Source organism: Enterobacter sp. BNK-29 (assembly GCF_048684785.1).
Classification (GTDB): domain Bacteria; phylum Pseudomonadota; class Gammaproteobacteria; order Enterobacterales; family Enterobacteriaceae; genus Enterobacter; species Enterobacter cloacae_M.
The window spans coordinates 2,182,595-2,202,500 of sequence record NZ_JBLQTU010000001.1 but is presented as its reverse complement, the minus strand read 5'-3'; the positions used below and the strand labels follow the sequence as shown (position 1 = coordinate 2,202,500).

The following is a 19,906-nucleotide window of genomic DNA, read 5'->3' as shown; positions in this document are numbered from 1 at the left end:
GGGCTAGGGTGAGGGGAAAAGTTCCTCACCCCAGCCCTCTCGGGTAAAAACATTGATGAAGGTTAACACTATGAAAGCATTACATTTTGGCGCAGGTAACATCGGTCGTGGTTTTATCGGTAAACTGCTGGCAGACGCGGGCATTACGCTGACATTCGCCGATGTGAATCAGGTGGTCCTGGATGCCCTGAATGCGCGTCATAGCTATCAGGTCCATGTAGTCGGTGAAAACGAGCAGGTTGAGACGGTATCCGGCGTCAACGCGGTCAGCAGCATCGGGGAAGACGTTATCGACCTGATCGCCAGCGTCGATCTGGTCACCACGGCCGTGGGTCCGGTCGTTCTTGAGCGCATCGCCCCTGCGGTTGCGAAAGGCCTGGCAAAACGTAAAGCGCAGGGCATCGACACCCCGCTGAACATCATCGCCTGTGAAAACATGGTGCGCGGCACCACGCAGCTGAAAGGCCACGTGCTCAACGCTGTAGCAGACGAAGACAAAGCCTGGGTTGAAGCGCACGTCGGGTTTGTGGATTCCGCCGTGGATCGCATCGTTCCGCCGTCTGAATCCGCCACCAACGATCCGCTGGAAGTGACCGTGGAAACCTTCAGCGAGTGGATCGTTGATAAAACCCAGTTTAAAGGCGCCCTGCCGACCATTCCGGGAATGGAATTAACCGATAACCTGATGGCATTTGTCGAACGCAAACTCTTCACGCTGAACACCGGGCATGCTATAACCGCGTACCTCGGAAAATTGGCCGGTCATCAGACCATTCGTGATGCGATCCTCGATGAGAAGATCCGCGCGGTGGTAAAAGGGGCAATGGAAGAGAGCGGCGCGGTGCTGATCAAACGCTACGGTTTTGATGCTGATAAACACGCAGCATACATCCAGAAAATCCTCGGTCGCTTTGAAAACCCGTATCTGAAAGATGACGTTGAGCGCGTGGGCCGTCAGCCTCTGCGCAAACTGAGCGCGGGCGACCGTCTGATTAAGCCGCTGCTGGGCACGCTGGAATACGGCCTGCCGCACGCCAATCTGGTGAAAGGCATTGCCGCCGCGATGCACTACCGCAGCGAGCAGGACCCACAGGCGCAGGAACTGGCTCAGCTGATTGATGACAAAGGCGCGCAGGCTGCGCTGGCGCAGATTTCCGGTCTGGACGCCAACAGCGACGTGGTTGTGGAGGCGGTTAACGCATACAACGCAACCAAATGATGCACAGTGCGGCGCAGGTTAACCTGCGCCCAGATAATAGATTGTCAGATATGCAGGCAATAATGGAACAAACCCAGGCCTTTGAAAATCGTGTGCTTGAGCGTCTGAATGCTGGCAAAACCGTACGAAGCTTCCTGATTGCCGCCGTCGAGCTGTTAACCGAGGCGGTGAATATCCTGGTGCTTCAGGTGTTTCGCAAAGACGACTACGCGGTAAAGTATGCTGTAGAACCGTTACTGGACGGAGACGGACCGCTGGGCGATCTATCCGTGCGTCTGAAGCTGATTTATGGTCTTGGCGTGCTCAACCGACAAGAGTATGAAGATGCGGAGCTGTTAATGGCGCTGCGCGAAGAGCTCAATCATGACGGTAACGAGTACACCTTTACCGATGATGAGATCCTGGGGCCTTTCGGCGAGCTGCACTGCGTCACCGCGCTGCCCCCTGCTCCCCATTTTGATAACAGCGACCCTGAGCTCTACGCGATGCAAAAGCTGCGTTATCAACAGGTTGTCCGTTCCACGATGGTTCTCTCCCTGACTGAGCTGATTTCCCGAATCAGCTTAAAAAAAGCGTTTCAGAAGTAAGCCTGCTCACATTGGTGTATCCTTCCCTGTAAATTCCCCGTTTTCAGAGTTATTTGTCATGAAAGAAGTCGAAAAGAACGAAATTAAACGCCTGAGCGACCGCCTGGATCTGATCCGCCACCAGATGGCTGGCCTGTCACTGGTTGATTCCGCCGAGAAGTACGCCGAGCTGGAAAAAGAAGCCGCCACGCTGGAAACAGAAATCGAGCGCCTGCGCGAAGTGAAAGGCCAGAAGCTGAGCAAAGAAGCGCAGAAGCTGATGAACATGCCGCACCGCCGCGCGATCACCAAAAAAGAACAGGCCGACATGGGCAAGCTGAAGAAAAGCGTCCGTGGTCTGGTGGTGGTACACCCGATGACCGAGCTTGGCCGCGAAATGGGCCTGAAAGAGATGACGGGTTTTTGTAAGACCGCGTTCTGATTTCATGCCGGGTGGCGCTGCGCTTACCCGGCCTACTCTTTTCCCCTTCGCGTGAATTGGTCCAACCAATAGCGCAATCAATCCTCCCCCGGTTCACAATTCCATTATTTCCGCTCACAAACTCATTGCCTGACCATAACATTTGGTTAACCATTCATTGTCATTAACCCTACAACACAACATTGGCAGGACCACTTTTACACAACCTGTGACGCAGAGTAGAGCGGAGACTCACCCGCAGCGCAGGCTGTCTGGTCCCCAGGAGACCTGCATGAGCCTCTGGCAACAAAACTACGACCCGGCCGGTAATATCTGGCTGTCGAGCCTAATCGCATCGCTTCCGATCCTGTTCTTCTTCTTTGCGCTGATTAAGCTCAAGCTGAAGGGCTACCTCGCCGCGACGTATACCGTTGCTATCGCCCTGATGGTGGCGCTGTTCTTCTATAAAATGCCGGTCGATCGCGCGCTGGCCTCCGTCGTCTACGGTTTTTTCTACGGCCTGTGGCCGATTGCGTGGATCATCATAGCGGCGGTGTTTGTCTATAAAATCTCGGTGAAAACCGGGCAGTTCGACATAATCCGCTCGTCGATTCTTTCCATCACGCCGGACCAGCGCCTGCAGATGCTGATTGTCGGCTTCTCCTTCGGGGCGTTTCTGGAAGGCGCGGCAGGCTTTGGCGCACCGGTGGCGATCACCGCCGCGCTGCTGGTCGGTCTGGGCTTTAACCCGCTCTATGCCGCGGGCCTGTGCCTGATTGTGAACACCGCGCCGGTTGCGTTTGGCGCGATGGGCATTCCGATTCTGGTGGCCGGACAGGTCACCGGACTGGACAGCTTCGAGATCGGCCAGATGGTCGGCCGCCAGCTGCCCTTCCTGACCATTATCGTCCTGTTCTGGATCATGGCGATTATGGACGGCTGGCGCGGCGTGAAGGAGACCTGGCCTGCGGTGATGGTAGCGGGCGGTTCGTTCGCTATCGCTCAATACCTCAGCTCGAACTTCCTCGGCCCGGAGCTGCCTGACATCATCTCCTCGCTGGTGTCGCTGGTCTGTCTGACGCTGTTCCTGAAGCGCTGGCAGCCGGTGCGTATCTTCCGCTTCGCCGACATGGGCGCCTCGCAGGTCGATCAAACCCTGGCCCGTACGGGCTATACCGCAGGACAGGTGATCCGCGCCTGGTCGCCGTTCCTGTTCCTGACCGCAACGGTCACCCTGTGGAGCATTCCGCCGTTTAAAGCCCTGTTCGCCCCGGGCGGCGCGCTGTACGACATGGTGATTAACATCTCCGTACCGTTCCTCGACAAGATGGTCGCTCGTATGCCGCCGGTGGTGCACGCTGCCACGCCGTATGCCGCGGTCTATAAATTCGACTGGTTCTCCGCCACCGGTACCGCCATCCTGTTTGCCGCTATTCTTTCCGTGTTGTGGCTGCGCATGAAGCCTGCGGCCGCGGTGCAGACCTTTGCGGCGACCATTAAAGAACTGATGCTGCCGATTTACTCCATCGGCATGGTGCTGGCGTTCGCGTTTATCTCGAACTACTCCGGCCTGTCATCGACGCTGGCGCTGGCGCTGGCCCATACCAGCCACGCCTTCACCTTCTTCTCGCCGTTCCTCGGCTGGCTGGGGGTGTTCCTGACCGGGTCAGATACCTCGTCTAACGCCCTGTTTGCCGCGCTGCAGGCAACGGCGGCCCAGCAGATTGGCGTGTCGGACGTCCTGCTGGTGGCCGCGAATACCACCGGCGGCGTGACCGGGAAAATGATCTCTCCACAATCCATCGCCATTGCCTGTGCGGCGGTGGGACTGGTCGGTAAAGAGTCGGATCTGTTCCGCTTTACCGTGAAACACAGCCTGATATTCACCTGCATGGTCGGGGTGATCACCACCCTGCAGGCCTATGTCTTAACCTGGATGATCCCATGATAGTGATGCCCAGACGCCTGTCCGACGAGATTGCCTCTCGCGTGCGGGCGCTGATTGAAGAACAACAGCTTGAAGCGGGCATGAAGTTGCCCGCCGAACGCCAGCTCGCCGCCCAGCTTGGCGTGTCGCGCAATTCACTGCGCGAGGCGCTGGCGACGCTGGTCAGCGAAGGGGTGCTGGTGAGCCGTCGCGGCGGCGGCACCTTTGTACGCTGGCAGCATGACGACTGGTCCGAGCAAAACATCGTGCAGCCGCTGAAGACGCTGATGGAGAACGACCCAGACTACAGCTTCGACATCCTTGAAGCGCGCCACGCCATCGAAACCAGTACCGCCTGGCACGCGGCCATGCGGGCAACCGACGCCGACAAAGAGAAACTCATCGCCTGCTTTGAGGCCACGCAAAGCAGCGACCCGGACATCGCCTCCCAGGCGGACGTGCGTTTTCACCTGGCGATTGCCGAGGCGTCGCACAACGTGGTGCTGCTCCAGACCATGCGCGGGTTCTTCGACCTGCTGCAATCCTCCGTTAAACAGAGCCGCCAGCGCATGTATCTGGTTCCGCCGGTGTTTGCCCAACTGACTGAACAGCACGAGGCGGTGCTCAACGCCATTCTGGCCGGCGATGCCGAGGCCGCCCGCAAAGCGATGATGGCGCATCTCGGTTTCGTGCACACCACCATTAAACGATTCGATGAAGACCAGGCCCGACAGGCGCGTATAACCCGTCTGCCTGGCGACAGTGATATTTCCAGGGAGAACAAAGCATGATTATTTCAGCAGCCAGTGACTATCGCGCCGCGGCGCAGCGCATTTTGCCTCCGTTCCTGTTCCACTACATTGACGGCGGGGCGTATGCCGAATACACCCTGCGCCGCAACGTGGAAGATCTGTCGGAGGTGGCTCTGCGCCAGCGCGTGCTGAAGAATATGTCTGACCTGAGCCTTGAGACAAAACTGTTTAACGAAACGCTTTCCATGCCCGTCGCGCTCGCGCCCGTGGGCCTGTGCGGTATGTATGCCCGCCGGGGTGAAGTGCAGGCCGCCGCTGCGGCGGATGCCAAAGGCATTCCGTTTACCCTTTCCACCGTGTCCGTCTGCCCGATTGAAGAGGTCGCCCCGACCATCAAGCGACCGATGTGGTTCCAGCTGTACGTCCTGCGCGATCGCGGCTTTATGCGTAACGCGCTCGAGCGCGCCAAAGCGGCGGGCTGCTCCACGCTGGTCTTTACCGTCGATATGCCGACTCCCGGCGCGCGCTATCGTGATGCCCACTCCGGCATGAGCGGCCCGAATGCTGCGCTCCGCCGCTACTGGCAGGCGGTTACTCACCCGCAGTGGGCGTGGGATGTCGGCCTGAACGGTCGTCCGCACGATCTGGGCAATATCTCGGCATACCTCGGTAAACCGACCGGGCTGGAGGATTACATTGGCTGGCTGGCAAACAACTTCGATCCGTCGATCTCGTGGAAAGACCTGGAGTGGATCCGAGAATTCTGGGACGGCCCGATGGTGATCAAAGGGATCCTCGATCCGGAAGATGCCCGCGACGCGGTACGCTTTGGCGCAGACGGGATTGTGGTCTCTAACCACGGCGGACGCCAGCTTGACGGGGTGCTCTCTTCCGCACGCGCCCTGCCGGCCATCGCCGATGCGGTGAAAGGCGATATTGCGATCCTGGCCGACAGCGGCATCCGCAACGGGCTGGACGTGGTGCGCATGATTGCGCTGGGCGCCGACAGCGTGCTGCTGGGGCGCGCGTATCTGTATGCGCTGGCGACGGCGGGCCAGGCAGGGGTGGCGAATCTGCTCAACCTGATCGAAAAAGAGATGAAGGTGGCGATGACGCTGACAGGAGCAAGAACGATTAGCGAAATCAGTAAGGATTCCCTAGTGCAGGAGTTAAGCAAATTACCGGCGGCGCTGGCGCCACTTGCTCAGGGAAACGCGGCGTAAATTCTCCTCCGTTAATACACCTTTCTCACGCGCCCGATTTCCCCCTCGGGCGCTTTTTTACGCCAAAAATAACATCCAGATAACATATTGGATGAGAAAATTTGACATCCACCTGCCGTCCGCAATTGTATAGACAAGCAAATACAAGAACACAAAAACAACATCAGATCGGAGTGGAGCGTATGGCGTATTCAGGTAAGGTGGATATTCAGCAGGTGATCGATGAGAGTCCCTTTTCAGGGTTTCACTGGCTGCTCATTGTGCTGGGCTTTCTGGTTCTGGCGATCGATGGTTTTGATACGGCGGCGATGGGTTACATCGCGCCTACGCTGTCGGCAGAATGGGGGATACACAAACAGGATCTGGGGCCGGTGCTGAGCGCGGCGCTGCTGGGGCTATCGCTGGGCGCGCTGATTGCCGGTCCGGTATCGGACCGGATGGGGCGCAAGCGCGTGCTGGTCTTTTCGTGCCTGTTCTTCGGCCTTGCGAGCCTGGGGACGGCCTGGGCGCAAAGTCTGAATACGCTCACGCTGTGGCGCTTTCTGACGGGCCTGGGGCTCGGCGCCGCAATGCCTAACGCCATCACGCTGATCTCCGAGTTTGCCCCCCAGCGCTGTCGCGCCATGGCGATTAATACCATGTACTGCGGCTTTCCTCTGGGTGCGGCGGGCGGCGGCGCGATCTCTTCCTGGCTTATCCCCCATCACGGCTGGCGAAGCGTGCTGCTGACCGGGGCGATTGCGCCGCTGGTTTTAACGCTGCTGCTGGCGCTGTTTTTACCGGAGTCCGTGAAGTTTCTGGTGCAGCGCGGGAAAGACGTCATGCAGGTCCGCCGTATCGCCAGCCGGTTCGCCCGCAGCACGCTGGATAGCGTCACGGGCTTTTTCCTGGCGGAGGAGAAAGTCGCCTCTAAAAAAGGGAGCGTGTCACAGCTCTTTTCCATGCCCTGGCTGCCCGGCACCCTGATGCTGTGGGTGACCTACTTTATGGGGCTGGTGATTTACTACGTCCTGCTGAGCTGGATGCCAACGCTGATGCAGGGGATGGGCTATGCTCTGGCGGAATCTGCCTGGCTCACCTCGCTGTTCACCTTCGGCGGCACCGCGGGCATTCTGCTCGCGGGCTGGATGATGGATCGCTGGGAAGCGCACAGAGTGGTCGCGTGTGGTTTCGTGCTGACAATGGGCCTCATTCTTTTGCTTGGCATTGAGCATAACCATATCGCCCTGTTTGGCGGGCTGATTTTCCTGATGGGGATCGCGATGAACGGCGCGCAATCGGGCATGCAAACCCTGGCCGCCACCTTTTACCCTACCGAGTGCCGCGCGACGGGTATCGCCTGGATGCAGGGGATCGGCCGCTTTGGCGGCGTGGCGGGAACCATGACCAGCGCCCAGCTTCTCTCTATGCAGTGGCAGGCAGACAGTATTTTAATGATCCTCAGCGTGCCCGCTCTGGTCGCCGCTGCGGCAACCGTCTACAAAATGCTGTACAGCCGCTCGCAGGAACCCGGCGTCGCGTAGTTCCTCTCTTTTCTGCTATTCTGCCCCCGCAATTAAGGGGGCAGCATGCTTAACATCGTTTTATTCGAACCAGAAATTCCGCCGAATACCGGCAATATTATCCGCCTGTGTGCTAACACCGGTTTTCGTCTGCATATCATTGAGCCGATGGGCTTTACGTGGGACGACAAACGTCTGCGTCGCGCAGGGCTGGATTATCATGAATTTACCGCCGTCGTTCGCCATCACGATTACGCCGCGTTTCTGGAAGCAGAGAAGCCGCAGCGCATGTTCGCCCTGACCACCAAAGGCACGCCAGCGCATAGCGCCGTGAGCTATCAGGCAGGTGACTATCTGATGTTTGGCCCGGAAACCCGCGGCCTGCCGGCCACGATCCTGGATGCCCTGCCCGCCGAGCAGAAAATCCGTATTCCGATGATGCCGGACAGCCGCAGCATGAACCTGTCGAACGCGGTGTCGGTGGTGGTGTATGAAGCCTGGCGCCAGCTGGGGTATCCGGGCGCCATTCTCAGAAGTTAAATGCCGTCACCATACTCGAACGTATGGTGAATGCCGTTGAAGTGCTGATCCATGTCCATGGACGGCTTATCGCTGTCTGGTTTACCGACGATGCGCGCCGGTACGCCAGCGGCGGTGGTATGCGGCGGCACGGGCTGGAGCACCACGGAGCCTGCGCCGATCTTCGCACCGCGCCCGACTTCGATATTGCCGAGGATTTTGGCACCCGCGCCAATCATCACCCCTTCACGGATTTTCGGATGGCGATCGCCGCTGGTTTTACCGGTACCGCCCAGGGTAACCGACTGCAGGATCGAGACGTCATCTTCAATCACCGCCGTTTCCCCGACGACAATCCCGGTGGCGTGGTCAAGCATGATCCCGCGGCCAATCTTTGCCGCCGGGTGAATATCGACCTGGAACGTCACGGAAACCTGGTTTTGCAGGAAGATCGCCAGCGCGCGGCGGCCTTCATTCCACAGCCAGTGGCCGATGCGGTATGCCTGCAGGGCGTGGAAGCCTTTCAGGTACAGCAGCGGCGTAGAATATTTATCGACCGCCGGGTCACGCGTACGCACGGCCTGAATATCGCAGGCGGCAGAGGCGATCATTTCCGGGTCTGCAGCGTAAGCCTCTTCCACCACTTCCCGAATGGCGATAGCTGGCATGATCGATGAAGCCAGCTTGTTGGCGAGCATATAGCTCAGCGCGCTGCCGAGATTTTCGTGCTTGAGTAGCGTCGCGTGGTAGAAACTGGCCAGCATAGGCTCGCAGTCGGCCAGCGCCCGGGCTTCGGCTTTAATATTGTTCCAGACGATATCCAGTTCTTCACACGGCATTGCTTACTCCAGACGATAGTTAATGACCAGCCAGTTCTGCGCTGGCTGGGTCATTCAGGTGACAACGATTCCGACTAGTTACTGCTGCGCTCGTCCTTGCGCGCACGACCTAATAAGGTCAATGCTGCCTCGCGCGCATTTTTTCCGCAATACAATACCTGATAAATTTCCTCGGTTATTGGCATTTCGACACCGAAACGGTGCGCCAACTCGCGGACTTCTTTGGTATTGCGGTAGCCTTCAACCACCTGACCAATCTTCTCCTGCGCGCCTTTAACATCGCTGCCCTGTCCGAGCATCATGCCAAAACGGCGGTTACGAGACTGGTTGTCGGTACAGGTCAGCACCAGGTCGCCCAGGCCAGCCATCCCCATAAAGGTGGCCGGATCGGCACCCAGCGCTTCGCCCAGGCGGGACATTTCGGTCAGCCCTCGGGTGATCAGCGCCGTACGCGCATTGGCACCAAAACCAATGCCGTCTGACATCCCGGCGCCAATCGCAATCACGTTCTTCACCGCACCGCCCAGCTGCACGCCGATAAAATCGGGGTTGCTGTAAACGCGGAAGCTCTTGCCGCAGTGCAGCAGCTGTTGAAGATCGTCGGAGAAGGCCTGATCGGTGGAGGCCAGCGAAATCGCCGTCGGCAGGCCAGCGGCCAGCTCTTTGGCAAAGGTCGGGCCGGAGATGACCGCCAGCGGGATCTCATCACCCAACGCTTCGCGGGCAACGTCCTGCAGCAGGCGTCCGGTTTCGGCTTCCAGACCTTTTGTCGCCCAGACAATGCGCGCATCCGGGCGCATCAGCGGCTTAATCTGACGGAGCACGTCGCCAAATACATGGCTCGGAACCACAATCAGAATGTTGCGGCTGGCCGCCAGCGCGGTCGCAAGGTCGCTTTCAAGGTGCAGGGAGTCGGGGAACGGAACGTCCGGAAGAAACGCCACGTTACAACGGTCGCGTTGCAGCGTTGCGATATGTTTTGGGTCGTGGCCCCAGAGAACCACTTCGTGACCATTTCTTGCCAGCGTGATGGCAAGAGCGGTGCCGTATGAGCCGGCACCGATCACAGTCATTGACGCATTAACAGTGCTCATCAGGCATCCTGATGTTGTTCAGCACCTTCGCCAGCTTGCTGCTGCAGATAGTTCATGAACAGCGCATCAAAGTTAACTGGCGCAAGGTTCAGTTGCGGGAATGTACCGCGAGAAACCAGGCTGGTGATGCATTCACGCGCATACGGGAACAGAATGTTCGGGCAGTACGCACCCAGGCAATGCGCCATCTGGTTGCCTTCGATACCGCCGATAGAGAAGATGCCGCCCTGCTGTACTTCACACAGGAATGCAGTTTCTTCGCCCAGGGACGCGGTAACGGTCACACGCAGCACGACTTCATACACGTCATCTGCCAGTTGGGTAGATGCGGTATCCAGATCAAGTTTAACCTCTGGCTGCCAATCTTTCTGGAAAACATGTGGCGCATTTGGCGCTTCGAAAGAGACGTCCTTGGTGTAGATACGCTGGATCTGGAAAGTCATTTCGGTGTTGTTTTGTTCTGACATGGAAATACCTTTTTTAATTGTCCTAAAGTCTCTTAGCTCAGCAGCGGATCGAGTCCACCACGGGCGTCGAGCGCATACAAGTCATCACAGCCGCCAATGTGCTGCGCATCAATAAAAATCTGCGGAACCGTCGTGCGACCACTACGTTTGATCATCTCTTCGCGTTTAATCGCGTCACCGTCGATCGGCAGTTCCTGGAACGTGACGCCTTTGCTGTTCAGCAGCGCTTTCGCACGATGACAAAACGGGCACGTCGCTTTGGTATAGATCTCAATATTGGCCATGACTGAACTCCTTATTTACCGCGTACCAAAGGAAGATTTTCCCCGCTCCAGCCGGAAATACCTTCTTTCAGCACCGTTACGTTTTCGAAGCCTGCTTTATGAAGCGCGCTGGCAGATTCCTGTGCCTGCATGCCGGTCGCATCGACAACGATAATCGGCTGGGCTTTGTGTTTCTCAAGCTCACCGACGTTGTTCGCTTTGATTTCAGCTGGCAGCAGGTTGATTGCGCCCGCAATGTGACCTTTACGGAAATCGTCACGCTGACGCAGATCGACCACGACGGCATCTTCTTTGTTGATCAGACGCGTCGCTTCACCACGGGTGATAACCTTAATTTTAGACGTCAGGCTCTTAAATGTGGTGAACAGCACAGCAGCCAGCAGGCCAATCCACGCGATGCTCAGAACCGGATGGCGGCTAACGAATTGCATAATTTCTTGCATGGAGGGTAACTACTCCCGACTAAGTGATAAAAAAAACCAGGACAGGAGTATACCTGTGCGTTCTGGCAAATACAGCCAGCGACCATAACCTAATCCATTTTCTGCGGCATGCCACCTAAAAAAATGCCTCAAAATGGTCTGATGAACATCTTGCCCCTGCGCTTTCTTTGATCTTCTGCGGCTATTTGATCGATTCAGCTGTAGTAAAATTACGCAAATTTTGACTCTTGAGCATGAGGTTGTCGCAATGTCGGTTTCTAAAAAACCTATGGTACTGGTGATTCTGGATGGCTATGGCTACCGTGAAGATAGCCAGGATAACGCTATTTTCAACGCCAAAACCCCGGTCATGGATGCCCTGTGGGCGAAACGTCCGCATACGCTGATTGACGCGTCTGGCCTGGAAGTGGGCCTGCCGGACCGCCAGATGGGCAACTCCGAAGTCGGTCACGTAAACCTGGGCGCCGGGCGTATTGTGTATCAGGATCTGACGCGTCTGGACGTTGAAATCAAAGAACGCACCTTCTTCTCCAACCCAACTCTGTCTTGCGCGGTCGATAAAGCCGTTGCCGCTGGCAAGGCCGTACACATCATGGGCCTGCTCTCTGCTGGCGGCGTTCACAGCCACGAAGATCACATCATGGCGATGGTTAAACTGGCCGCCGAGCGCGGTGCGGAAAAAATCTATCTGCACGCCTTCCTGGACGGTCGCGATACGCCACCACGCAGCGCAAAAGGCTCTCTGCAAGCCTTCGAAGAGAAGTTCGCCGCGCTGGGTAAAGGCCGCGTAGCGTCCATCATTGGCCGTTACTACGCCATGGACCGCGACAACCGCTGGGATCGCGTTGAACAGGCCTATGACCTGATGACCCTGGCAAAAGGTGAATTCCAGTTCGCGACCGCCGTTGAAGCGCTGGAAGCGGCCTATGCACGTGATGAAAACGACGAATTCGTGAAAGCGTCCGTGATCCGCGCTGAAGGCCAGGCCGACGCCGCCATGGAAGATGGTGACGTGCTGATCTTCATGAACTTCCGCGCTGACCGCGCGCGTGAAATCACCCGTGCCTTCGTCAACAGCGACTTCGACGGTTTTGCCCGTAAGAAAGTGGTAAAACTGGACTTCATCCAGCTGACTGAATACGCCGCAGACATCAAAGCGCCTTGCGCGTATCCGCCAGCATCTCTGGCAAACACCTTTGGCGAGTGGATGGCGAAGAACGACAAAACGCAGCTGCGTATCTCTGAAACCGAGAAGTACGCACACGTCACCTTCTTCTTTAACGGTGGCGTTGAAGAGCCGTTCAAAGGTGAAGACCGCATTCTGATCAACTCCCCGAAAGTGGCTACCTACGATCTGCAGCCAGAAATGAGCTCTGCAGAATTGACGGAAAAACTGGTTGCGGCCATCGAGAGCGGTAAGTACGACACCATCATCTGTAACTACCCGAACGGCGACATGGTGGGTCATACCGGGGTGATGGAAGCGGCAGTGAAAGCGGTTGAAGCGCTGGACCACTGCGTTGAGCAGGTAGCGAAAGCGGTTGAATCCGTTGGCGGCCAGCTGCTGATCACCGCTGACCACGGTAACGCTGAACAGATGCGCGACCCGGCGACCGGCCAGGCGCACACGGCCCATACCAACCTGCCTGTTCCGCTGATTTATGTGGGTGATAAATCACTGAAAGCAGTGGAAGGCGGCAAGCTTTCTGACATCGCGCCAACCATGCTGTCGCTGATGGGTATGCCGATCCCTGAAGAGATGACTGGTAAGCCGCTGTTCATCGTGGAATAATCGCTCCCCATGAGGGGAAAGGCGATTTTTTCAATCACATGGGTCGTGAAGCCGCTTAGGTTATCAGTCAGACCTCTGTTTTACGCCAGCGCACTCAGCGCTGGCGTATTGCTGTGCGCCGCATCCGCCCACGCGGATGACCGCGACCAGCTGAAATCCATTCAGGCCGATATCGCCGCCAAAGAGCGTGCGGTACGCCAGCAGCAACAGCAACGCTCCGCCCTCCTCGCCCAGCTTAAGCAGCAGGAAGAGGCGATCTCCGCCGCCACGCGTAAACTCCGTGAAACGCAAAACACCCTCGCCCAGTTGAATAAACAGATCGACGAGATGAACGCGTCGATTGCCAAACTCGAGCGCCAGCGTGACGCGCAGGAGCGCAATCTTGCCGCACAGCTTGATGCCGCATTCCGTCAGGGTGAACATACCGGACTCCAGCTGATCCTCAGCGGCGAAGAGAGCCAGCGCGGCCAGCGCCTGCAGGCCTACTTTGGCTATCTCAACCAGGCGCGTCAGGAGACGATCGCGCAGCTGAAGCAGACGCGCGAAGAGGTCTCAACGCAAAAAGCCGAGCTGGAAGAGAAGCAGAGCCAGCAGCAGACGCTGCTCTACGATCAGCAGGCCCAGCAGGCGAAGCTTGAGCAGGCTCGCAACGAGCGTAAGAAAACCCTTTCCGGCCTTGAATCCTCCATTCAGGAAGGTCAGAGTCAGCTAAGCGAAATGCGCGCCAACGAATCAAAACTGCGTAACAGCATCGCCCGTGCGGAAGCGGCGGCGAAAGCGCGCGCCGAAAAAGAGGCGCGCGAGGCGCAGGCTGTTCGCGACAAGCAGCAGGAAGCGTCCCGCAAAGGCACTACCTACAAGCCAAGCGAGAGCGAACGTTCCCTGATGTCGCGTACCGGCGGTTTGGGTTCTCCTCGCGGTCAGGCTTTCTGGCCCGTTCGCGGTTCAATTCTGCATCGCTATGGCGAACAGCTGCAGGGTGAGCTACGTTGGAAAGGGATAGTTATCGGTGCGTCTGAAGGTAGCGAAGTAAAAGCCATCGCCGATGGCCGCGTAATTCTGGCCGACTGGCTGCAGGGTTACGGGCTGGTGGTGGTGGTCGAACACGGTAAAGGCGACATGAGCCTTTACGGCTACAACCAGAGCGCGCTGGTCAGCGTCGGCACTCAGGTGCGCGCAGGCCAACCCATCGCCCTTGTGGGCAGCAGTGGCGGTCAGGGCCGCCCGTCACTCTATTTCGAAATTCGTCGCCAGGGTCAGGCGGTCAATCCACAGCCGTGGTTGGGAAGATAAGTTTTGCTTCAATTTCGTCGAATGGTTTTCTCCGTCGTCAGCGCGCTGGCGCTGGCTGCACCGGTATACGCAGGTAAACTCGCTATCGTGATTGATGACTTCGGTTATCGTCCACACTATGAAAATCAGGTGCTGGCGATGCCGTCGGCCATCTCTGTCGCTGTTCTTCCAAATGCGCCCCACGCGCGCGAAATGGCGACCAAAGCCCACAGCAGCGGTCATCAGGTGCTGATCCACCTGCCGATGGCCCCGCTCAGCAAGCAGCCGCTGGAAAAAGATACCCTGCGCCCGGATATGAGCAGCGAGGAGATCGAGCGCATCATCCGCGACGCCTACAACAAAGTGCCATATGCCGTAGGGCTGAACAACCATATGGGCAGCGCGATGACATCAAGCCTGTACGGGATGCTCAAAGTGATGCAGGCGCTGGAGCGTTACAACCTCTACTTCCTCGACAGCATGACCATCGGCAACAGCCAGGCAATGCGTGCCGCTCAGGGAACGGGCGTAAAGGTGATTAAGCGCAAGGTGTTCCTGGATGATACCCAGAACGAAGCCGATATCCGCATGCAGTTTAATCGAGCGGTACAGCTGGCCCGCCGCAATGGCTCAGCCATCGCCATCGGTCATCCGCACCCGTCTACCGTTCGCGTTCTGCAGCAGATGCTGCCGACCTTGCCTGACGATATCACGCTGGTGCGTCCGAGCGATCTGCTGAACGAGCCGCAGGTGGATACCTCTAAACCAAATTCTGCGCAGCCTGTCCCGACAGCGCCGCGTAATCCGTTCCGCGGCGTGAAGCGCTGTGTACCTAAGCAACCGCTTGAACCGGTCTATGCAACCCGCTTCTTCTCCGTCATCGGAGACAGCATCAGTAACAGTACGCTGGTGAATTACGTCCAGCAGCAGTGGCAGGGATGGGGTAAGAAAGCCTGACGCTTATTTCGCAATCTGAGAGTCCGTCTGCTCGTTAGCAACGGGCTCTTTTTTTTCCTGATGCTGATACCAGGATTTGAAATACTTCAAAAAACTATAGGCTGTGGCATACAGTCCCGTTGCCACCCCCACTTTGCCCTTACGCCAGGCGCCGCTAAACAGATACCATTTGAAAAAAGCCCCGATGGCGCTGATTACGCCGCGCCCAATAGAGGACCGTATTTTTTGATGTTGAACCAGGCGGGTTGTATAACAATTTAATTTGTTAAAAAGCTCATGCAGCGTGGGAAACGTATCATGTTTTACATAACCCGGAATACGTTCACAACGTAGAAAGCCTTCGACCTGATCGTCTACCGGTCGGTTATTAAACCGGGACTGGTTACGGTTAAAAAGACGCACAGGATAATCAGGGGATGAAACAGGATAAATCGTCCGGACTTCCTCACCCAGAACAAACCAGTGGCGGCATATTTGCCATGCCATTCCCGGGTCTGGCTCATCGTCTGCTTTTAACGTTAAAATGGCATTAACCGTTTCCTGGTCAAGAATTTCGTCGCTGTCGATGCACAGGACCCAGTCATGGCTGGCTAAGGATATGGCATAGTTCATCTGCTCGCCATGCCAGCCAAATTTTTTATAGACGGGTTGCAGTCCAAAGCTTTCACAAATATATCGTGTTTTGTCCGTACTGCCAGAATCGACCACGACAATTTCATCCGCTATTTTCAAAAGAGGCGGGATAACATCGTGTAATAATCTTTCAGAATTAAACGTTAATAAGCAGACCGTTATTTTAAACATTTTCCCAATCTCAATAGCAGCCTAAATTAATATTATTAATACTATATAAATGAGTAGAGACGATTAAAGTCCTGAATCGCACTTTTCAAATAAGCACGCTTGAAATGTTGTCTAATCCTGAAGCGCAATAAAATAGAAAAATCTATTTTATTTCAACAGATTCTTTATAATGCAGTCAGTTGAAGGGTAGCACACGGATTCAGACATGCCGCACAAAAGTAAAATTCTCCTCCTGGATACGGGTAAAGAATGGGGGGAGGCACCAACAGTATGCTTGAGCTCCTGAAGCGAATTAATCGCGATAAATTCGATATTACCTGTTGTTTTTACAGTGATTATAGTCGTGCTGAAGGTGAGACGATTGGCCAGGTGCTCAACGGCATCGGGATCCCACTCATCGTTATCCCTCAACGCCAGCAGCCGGTCTGGGCCAAATTGCTGAAGGAAGCGGGACGTAGCCTGCTGTTTTTCTCACGCGGCGCCCGCAAGGCATTTACACGTTATGTGGATATCATGTGGCGCATCAGGCCTAACGTCAGCAAAATCGAAACCCTTTTCACGCAGGGCGGTTTCGATACGCTCTATATGAATAACCAGCCGGGCTCAAATGAGGAAGGCTATCTGGCGGCGGCGAACCTGCAGGCGAGGTTGATCCAGCACTGCCGCATTGAGCCTGTTTTAACCCCGCCGCTGGTAAAGCTGGTTAATGCCCATGCCACAAAAATCATCGCCGTCTCGCACGGCGTTGAACGCGTGTTGCTTGAGCATGGCGTCCGGCCCGAACTGTGTACGACGGTCAATAATGCCATCGACATCCACCAGCCTTTACCTGACCGACGCGCGATGCGCCAGCGCCTGAACATTGATGACGACACGTTTGTGTTCGGCAGTATCGGGTCGTTAATTTCTCGCAAAGCAAACCACCACACGCTGGAGGCGCTGGCACAGTTCAGCCAGAAGCATCCCCAGGCGAAATGGAAAATGGTGCTGGTCGGCGAAGGTGCCGAACGCAGCGCTTTAGCGGAACAGGCCCGAGCGCTGGGAATTGAATCCCGCGTCATCTTCACCGGTTTTCAGAATACCCCCTTTGATTACCTCGCTACGTTTGACGCCTTTATTCTCGCCTCAAAAAGCGAAGGACTGCCGCGCGTGGTGCTGGAAGCGATGCTTCTCAATATCCCCGTGATTGGCTCTCAGGTGACCGGCACGGCGGAATTGATTGATCATGATTCGACAGGGCTGCTATTCCCCTGGAGCGATGTTTCACAGCTTGCACAGCATCTGGACAATATCTGGTCAGATGCGGAGCTGCGGGCTCGACTGGCTGCGGCTGCATACCAGAACGTCTGTCATAACTATGCCATCGAAAACTATGTCAGCGGTGTCGAAGCCGTGCTTGGCGCGCACTAACCAAACGAGATAACTATGTTTAAATTTCTTAATGCTCGCTATCGTCATATCACCGGGCGACACAACATTCCTTACAGCTCTCTGCCCGTGACGGGCGCGCTTGCTGCGGTGGATTCTATTGTGATTCCGTGTACCGGCGCAGATTTCGTCGAAGAAGCATTACTCTCTGCCACCTTCGCGGAACGCTATGCCACCGGGGTGAGCGAAATCGTCATCGTCAGCGATCAGCCTGAATCCGCCTTTGGGGTACTGCCGCCGAAAACACGCGTAGTGACGCTTAACCTTCCGGTTCGTGAGGAAGGTTACCGCTATAAGCAAATCTACCTCAGCCGTCTGGTGAAGCTTAACGCCCCGCTGCAGGCGCGCGGTGAAGGCGTATTGATGATCGATTCCGATCTCAACCTGCTGAAAATGCCCGAGATCAACATGGCCGATATGCATATCTACTCCAGCTTCCGTCAGGGCAAAATGATTGCCAAGCTGGACGGTGCGCCAGCGGAGAAAGTGCCGGCGTATTACAAAGAGACGGTGCGCCCGTATCTGGTCGATCACGTTAACGGCGCGTTTCTTGCGGCAACAAAAAAAACCTGGCGCCGTATCTGCCCGCTGTGGCTGACGCTGTTCCAGGATACCTGGGAGCTGATGGACGACACGCAGCCGCCGACCGATCAATTACCCCTCGCCGCGCTACTGGACATGCTGGATCTAAAAACGGTTAACCTGGGCGACTGGATGAACTGGCCGGTCTCCAAGAAGATCGGTGGTCAGGAAGCCGTTGTACCGAAAGAGGTGATTGGCGCGCACGGCGGCTTCCCTCTCTCCGAATGGCAGAAGTATCTTGAATCGCCGGATAACAAACTGCTGTTCAAAGGCCAGGACTACACCCGCAAGGTGCGTTACCTGACGGACGAAGAGAAAAAGAATCAGTAAAAAAGGGGCTCAGGCTCAGAGGAATCCCCAGAAATCTATAAGCAGAAGCAATAAAGCTGCTTTCATAATGACTGCAGGCTTTAAGCGATGCCCTGGTCCGGCTGTAAATCGCCGAAGCGTTTCCGTAAGGCCGGGGCGAGGCGCAGGGATGCGCCGAGAGGGCGTGGCCTGCATGGATGCAGGCTCATGCCCGACCCGATAGCCTGAAGGAATAAGCTGAGGGCACCGCGAAGCGGCGATTTACCGCCGGGAGCCCGGGTTGCCAGGGTGGTGGCGACTGAGCCACCCTGGCACGTTCACCGATACAAGAATCATAGAGTAGCAAGGAACATAAAGTGAACGGAATGACCACCAGAGCTGTATGTTCCCCCTCACCCCAACCCTCTCCCTCAAGGGAGAGGGGGTCGTCCATGCAAGCATTATTTTGTGGGGATCCCTCAGGCCCCTTTTTGATTACTTATCCCAGCTCAGGATCACTTTTCCTGACTGGCCGGAACGCATCGCGTCAAAGCCCTGCTGGAACTCATCGATGGAGAAACGGTGAGTAATAATCGGGGACAGATCCAGACCGGACTGGATTAGCGCCGCCATCTTGTACCAGGTCTCGAACATCTCGCGGCCATAGATGCCCTTGATGAACAGCCCCTTGAAGATGACTTTGTTCCAGTCGATAGACATGTCTGACGGCGGAATACCCAGCATCGCGATACGGCCACCGTGATTCATGGTGTCGAGCATGGTCCGGAACGCCGGTGGCGCGCCGGACATCTCCAGACCCACGTCAAAACCTTCGGTCATGCCCAGCTCTTCCATCACGTCGGTCAGGCTCTCTTTCGAAACATCCACCGCGCGGGTGACGCCCATTTTGCGCGCCAGCGACAGACGGTATTCGTTCACGTCGGTGATCACAACGTTGCGCGCGCCCACGTGCTTCGCCACCGCAGCGGCCATAATGCCGATTGGGCCCGCGCCGGAGACCAGCACGTCTTCACCGACCAGGTCGAAGGAGAGCGCCGTGTGCACCGCGTTGCCGAACGGGTCGAAGATGGAGGCCAGATCGTCAGAGATATTGTCCGGGATTTTGAACGCGTTAAACGCCGGGATCACCAGGTATTCCGCGAAGCAGCCCGGACGGTTTACGCCCACGCCAATGGTATTACGGCACAGGTGCGTACGTCCGCCGCGGCAGTTACGGCAGTGGCCGCAGGTAATATGGCCTTCACCGGAGACGCGATCGCCAATTTGGAAGCCTTTCACTTCCTGGCCGATACCCACCACTTCACCGACATATTCGTGACCGACAACCATCGGTACCGGAATGGTTTTCTGCGACCACTGGTCCCAGTTGTAGATATGAACGTCAGTACCGCAGATAGCCGTTTTACGAATTTTGATCAGCAGATCGTTATGACCGACTTCCGGCTCCGGCACGTCGGTCATCCAAATCCCTTCTTCCGCTTTCAGTTTGGATAACGCTTTCATCAC

At 56.5% G+C, this 19,906-nt stretch carries 19 protein-coding genes and 1 pseudogene; 13 read left to right on the top strand and 7 right to left on the bottom strand.

The window, feature by feature from the left end:
- The first annotated feature begins 70 nt into the window (after positions 1-70).
- From mtlD to trmL, 8 genes are all read left to right on the top strand, one after another.
- Complete coding sequence (gene mtlD / locus ACMGGX_RS10545; RefSeq protein WP_023309921.1) at positions 71-1,219, top strand: mannitol-1-phosphate 5-dehydrogenase; 1,149 nt, start codon at positions 71-73, stop codon at positions 1,217-1,219.
- Positions 1,216-1,806, top strand: coding sequence for a mannitol operon repressor MtlR (gene mtlR / locus ACMGGX_RS10540; protein ID WP_032661869.1), 591 nt, complete (start codon positions 1,216-1,218; stop codon positions 1,804-1,806). The genes mtlD and mtlR overlap by 4 nt, the downstream gene beginning before the upstream one ends.
- A 58-nt stretch (positions 1,807-1,864) precedes the next feature.
- Complete coding sequence (locus ACMGGX_RS10535) at positions 1,865-2,227, top strand: YibL family ribosome-associated protein (RefSeq protein WP_010436679.1); 363 nt, start codon at positions 1,865-1,867, stop codon at positions 2,225-2,227.
- Positions 2,228-2,498: 271 nt separating this feature from the next.
- Positions 2,499-4,154, top strand: coding sequence for an L-lactate permease (lldP, locus tag ACMGGX_RS10530; protein ID WP_348562113.1), 1,656 nt, complete (start codon positions 2,499-2,501; stop codon positions 4,152-4,154).
- Positions 4,151-4,924 carry a transcriptional regulator LldR gene (gene lldR, locus ACMGGX_RS10525; protein ID WP_023294814.1) on the top strand — a complete coding sequence of 258 codons (774 nt, stop codon included), beginning with the start codon at positions 4,151-4,153 and terminating at the stop codon, positions 4,922-4,924. The genes lldP and lldR overlap by 4 nt, the downstream gene beginning before the upstream one ends.
- Complete coding sequence (gene lldD / locus ACMGGX_RS10520; protein ID WP_029740822.1) at positions 4,921-6,108, top strand: quinone-dependent L-lactate dehydrogenase; 1,188 nt, start codon at positions 4,921-4,923, stop codon at positions 6,106-6,108. Before lldR ends, lldD begins: the two co-directional genes overlap by 4 nt.
- A gap of 182 nt (positions 6,109-6,290) precedes the next feature.
- Positions 6,291-7,631, top strand: coding sequence for an MFS transporter (locus ACMGGX_RS10515; protein WP_063438990.1), 1,341 nt, complete (start codon positions 6,291-6,293; stop codon positions 7,629-7,631).
- A 45-nt stretch (positions 7,632-7,676) separates the two neighbouring features.
- Positions 7,677-8,150, top strand: a complete 474-nt coding sequence (gene trmL / locus ACMGGX_RS10510; protein ID WP_033147028.1) for a tRNA (uridine(34)/cytosine(34)/5-carboxymethylaminomethyluridine(34)-2'-O)-methyltransferase TrmL — start codon at positions 7,677-7,679, stop codon at positions 8,148-8,150.
- On the opposite strand, the gene cysE is transcribed toward trmL, so the two are convergent.
- From cysE to ACMGGX_RS10485, 5 genes are all read right to left on the bottom strand, one after another.
- Positions 8,147-8,968 (bottom strand): serine O-acetyltransferase, encoded by an 822-nt coding sequence (cysE, locus tag ACMGGX_RS10505; protein WP_008502718.1) that lies wholly within the window; start codon positions 8,966-8,968, stop codon positions 8,147-8,149. The two genes, trmL and cysE, sit on opposite strands and share 4 nt — an antisense overlap.
- A gap of 74 nt (positions 8,969-9,042) precedes the next feature.
- The gene (gene gpsA, locus ACMGGX_RS10500; protein WP_023309915.1) at positions 9,043-10,062 is read right to left on the bottom strand and encodes an NAD(P)H-dependent glycerol-3-phosphate dehydrogenase; all 1,020 of its coding nucleotides are present in this window, start codon (positions 10,060-10,062) and stop codon (positions 9,043-9,045) included.
- The gene (secB, locus tag ACMGGX_RS10495; protein WP_003860835.1) at positions 10,062-10,529 is read right to left on the bottom strand and encodes a protein-export chaperone SecB; all 468 of its coding nucleotides are present in this window, start codon (positions 10,527-10,529) and stop codon (positions 10,062-10,064) included. Before secB ends, gpsA begins: the two co-directional genes overlap by 1 nt.
- A gap of 32 nt (positions 10,530-10,561) precedes the next feature.
- Positions 10,562-10,813, bottom strand: coding sequence for a glutaredoxin 3 (gene grxC / locus ACMGGX_RS10490; protein ID WP_023309914.1), 252 nt, complete (start codon positions 10,811-10,813; stop codon positions 10,562-10,564).
- Between the two features lie 11 nt (positions 10,814-10,824).
- A complete protein-coding gene (locus tag ACMGGX_RS10485; protein ID WP_023309913.1) occupies positions 10,825-11,256 on the bottom strand; it encodes a rhodanese-like domain-containing protein in 432 nt (143 codons plus the stop codon).
- 247 nt (positions 11,257-11,503) lie between these two features.
- Between ACMGGX_RS10485 and gpmM the strand changes: the two genes are divergently transcribed.
- The 3 genes from gpmM to ACMGGX_RS10470 are packed head-to-tail and all read left to right on the top strand — an operon-like array spanning position 11,504 to position 15,277.
- On the top strand, positions 11,504-13,048 hold the full coding sequence (gene gpmM, locus ACMGGX_RS10480; protein ID WP_181594135.1) for a 2,3-bisphosphoglycerate-independent phosphoglycerate mutase: 1,545 nt from the start codon (positions 11,504-11,506) through the stop codon (positions 13,046-13,048).
- A gap of 33 nt (positions 13,049-13,081) precedes the next feature.
- Positions 13,082-14,341, top strand: coding sequence for a murein hydrolase activator EnvC (gene envC, locus ACMGGX_RS10475; protein WP_229231479.1), 1,260 nt, complete (start codon positions 13,082-13,084; stop codon positions 14,339-14,341).
- Positions 14,342-14,344: 3 nt separating this feature from the next.
- Positions 14,345-15,277, top strand: coding sequence for a divergent polysaccharide deacetylase family protein (locus tag ACMGGX_RS10470; protein WP_181594134.1), 933 nt, complete (start codon positions 14,345-14,347; stop codon positions 15,275-15,277).
- A gap of 3 nt (positions 15,278-15,280) precedes the next feature.
- Here the strand turns inward: ACMGGX_RS10470 and ACMGGX_RS10465 are convergent, their stop codons facing one another.
- Positions 15,281-16,081, bottom strand: coding sequence for a glycosyltransferase family 2 protein (locus ACMGGX_RS10465; RefSeq protein WP_181594133.1), 801 nt, complete (start codon positions 16,079-16,081; stop codon positions 15,281-15,283).
- A gap of 205 nt (positions 16,082-16,286) precedes the next feature.
- On the opposite strand from ACMGGX_RS10465, the pseudogene ACMGGX_RS10460 reads away from it, so the two are divergent.
- Both ACMGGX_RS10460 and ACMGGX_RS10455 read left to right on the top strand, forming a co-directional pair.
- Positions 16,287-17,491: pseudogene (locus ACMGGX_RS10460) on the top strand (glycosyltransferase).
- 15 nt (positions 17,492-17,506) lie between these two features.
- Entirely contained in the window at positions 17,507-18,421 is a 915-nt protein-coding gene (locus tag ACMGGX_RS10455) for a hypothetical protein (RefSeq protein WP_032661890.1), read from the top strand.
- Positions 18,422-18,874: 453 nt separating this feature from the next.
- On the opposite strand, the gene tdh is transcribed toward ACMGGX_RS10455, so the two are convergent.
- Positions 18,875-19,903: an L-threonine 3-dehydrogenase gene (tdh, locus tag ACMGGX_RS10450; RefSeq protein WP_023309906.1), complete on the bottom strand. Its 1,029-nt coding sequence runs from the start codon at positions 19,901-19,903 to the stop codon at positions 18,875-18,877.
- Positions 19,904-19,906: the final 3 nt, after the last annotated feature.

Bases quoted from the DNA above. Each gene is read 5' to 3' on its own strand.
- mtlD (WP_023309921.1), top strand. From the start codon at position 71: ATGAAAGCATTACATTTTGGCGCAGGTAACATCGGTCGTGGTTTTATC.
- mtlR (WP_032661869.1), top strand. From the start codon at position 1,216: ATGATGCACAGTGCGGCGCAGGTTAACCTGCGCCCAGATAATAGATTG.
- ACMGGX_RS10535 (WP_010436679.1), top strand. From the start codon at position 1,865: ATGAAAGAAGTCGAAAAGAACGAAATTAAACGCCTGAGCGACCGCCTG.
- lldP (WP_348562113.1), top strand. From the start codon at position 2,499: ATGAGCCTCTGGCAACAAAACTACGACCCGGCCGGTAATATCTGGCTG.
- lldR (WP_023294814.1), top strand. From the start codon at position 4,151: ATGATAGTGATGCCCAGACGCCTGTCCGACGAGATTGCCTCTCGCGTG.
- lldD (WP_029740822.1), top strand. From the start codon at position 4,921: ATGATTATTTCAGCAGCCAGTGACTATCGCGCCGCGGCGCAGCGCATT.
- ACMGGX_RS10515 (WP_063438990.1), top strand. From the start codon at position 6,291: ATGGCGTATTCAGGTAAGGTGGATATTCAGCAGGTGATCGATGAGAGT.
- trmL (WP_033147028.1), top strand. From the start codon at position 7,677: ATGCTTAACATCGTTTTATTCGAACCAGAAATTCCGCCGAATACCGGC.
- cysE (WP_008502718.1), bottom strand. From the start codon at position 8,968: ATGCCGTGTGAAGAACTGGATATCGTCTGGAACAATATTAAAGCCGAA.
- gpsA (WP_023309915.1), bottom strand. From the start codon at position 10,062: ATGAGCACTGTTAATGCGTCAATGACTGTGATCGGTGCCGGCTCATAC.
- secB (WP_003860835.1), bottom strand. From the start codon at position 10,529: ATGTCAGAACAAAACAACACCGAAATGACTTTCCAGATCCAGCGTATC.
- grxC (WP_023309914.1), bottom strand. From the start codon at position 10,813: ATGGCCAATATTGAGATCTATACCAAAGCGACGTGCCCGTTTTGTCAT.
- ACMGGX_RS10485 (WP_023309913.1), bottom strand. From the start codon at position 11,256: ATGCAAGAAATTATGCAATTCGTTAGCCGCCATCCGGTTCTGAGCATC.
- gpmM (WP_181594135.1), top strand. From the start codon at position 11,504: ATGTCGGTTTCTAAAAAACCTATGGTACTGGTGATTCTGGATGGCTAT.
- ACMGGX_RS10465 (WP_181594133.1), bottom strand. From the start codon at position 16,081: ATGTTTAAAATAACGGTCTGCTTATTAACGTTTAATTCTGAAAGATTA.
- ACMGGX_RS10455 (WP_032661890.1), top strand. From the start codon at position 17,507: ATGTTTAAATTTCTTAATGCTCGCTATCGTCATATCACCGGGCGACAC.
- tdh (WP_023309906.1), bottom strand. From the start codon at position 19,903: ATGAAAGCGTTATCCAAACTGAAAGCGGAAGAAGGGATTTGGATGACC.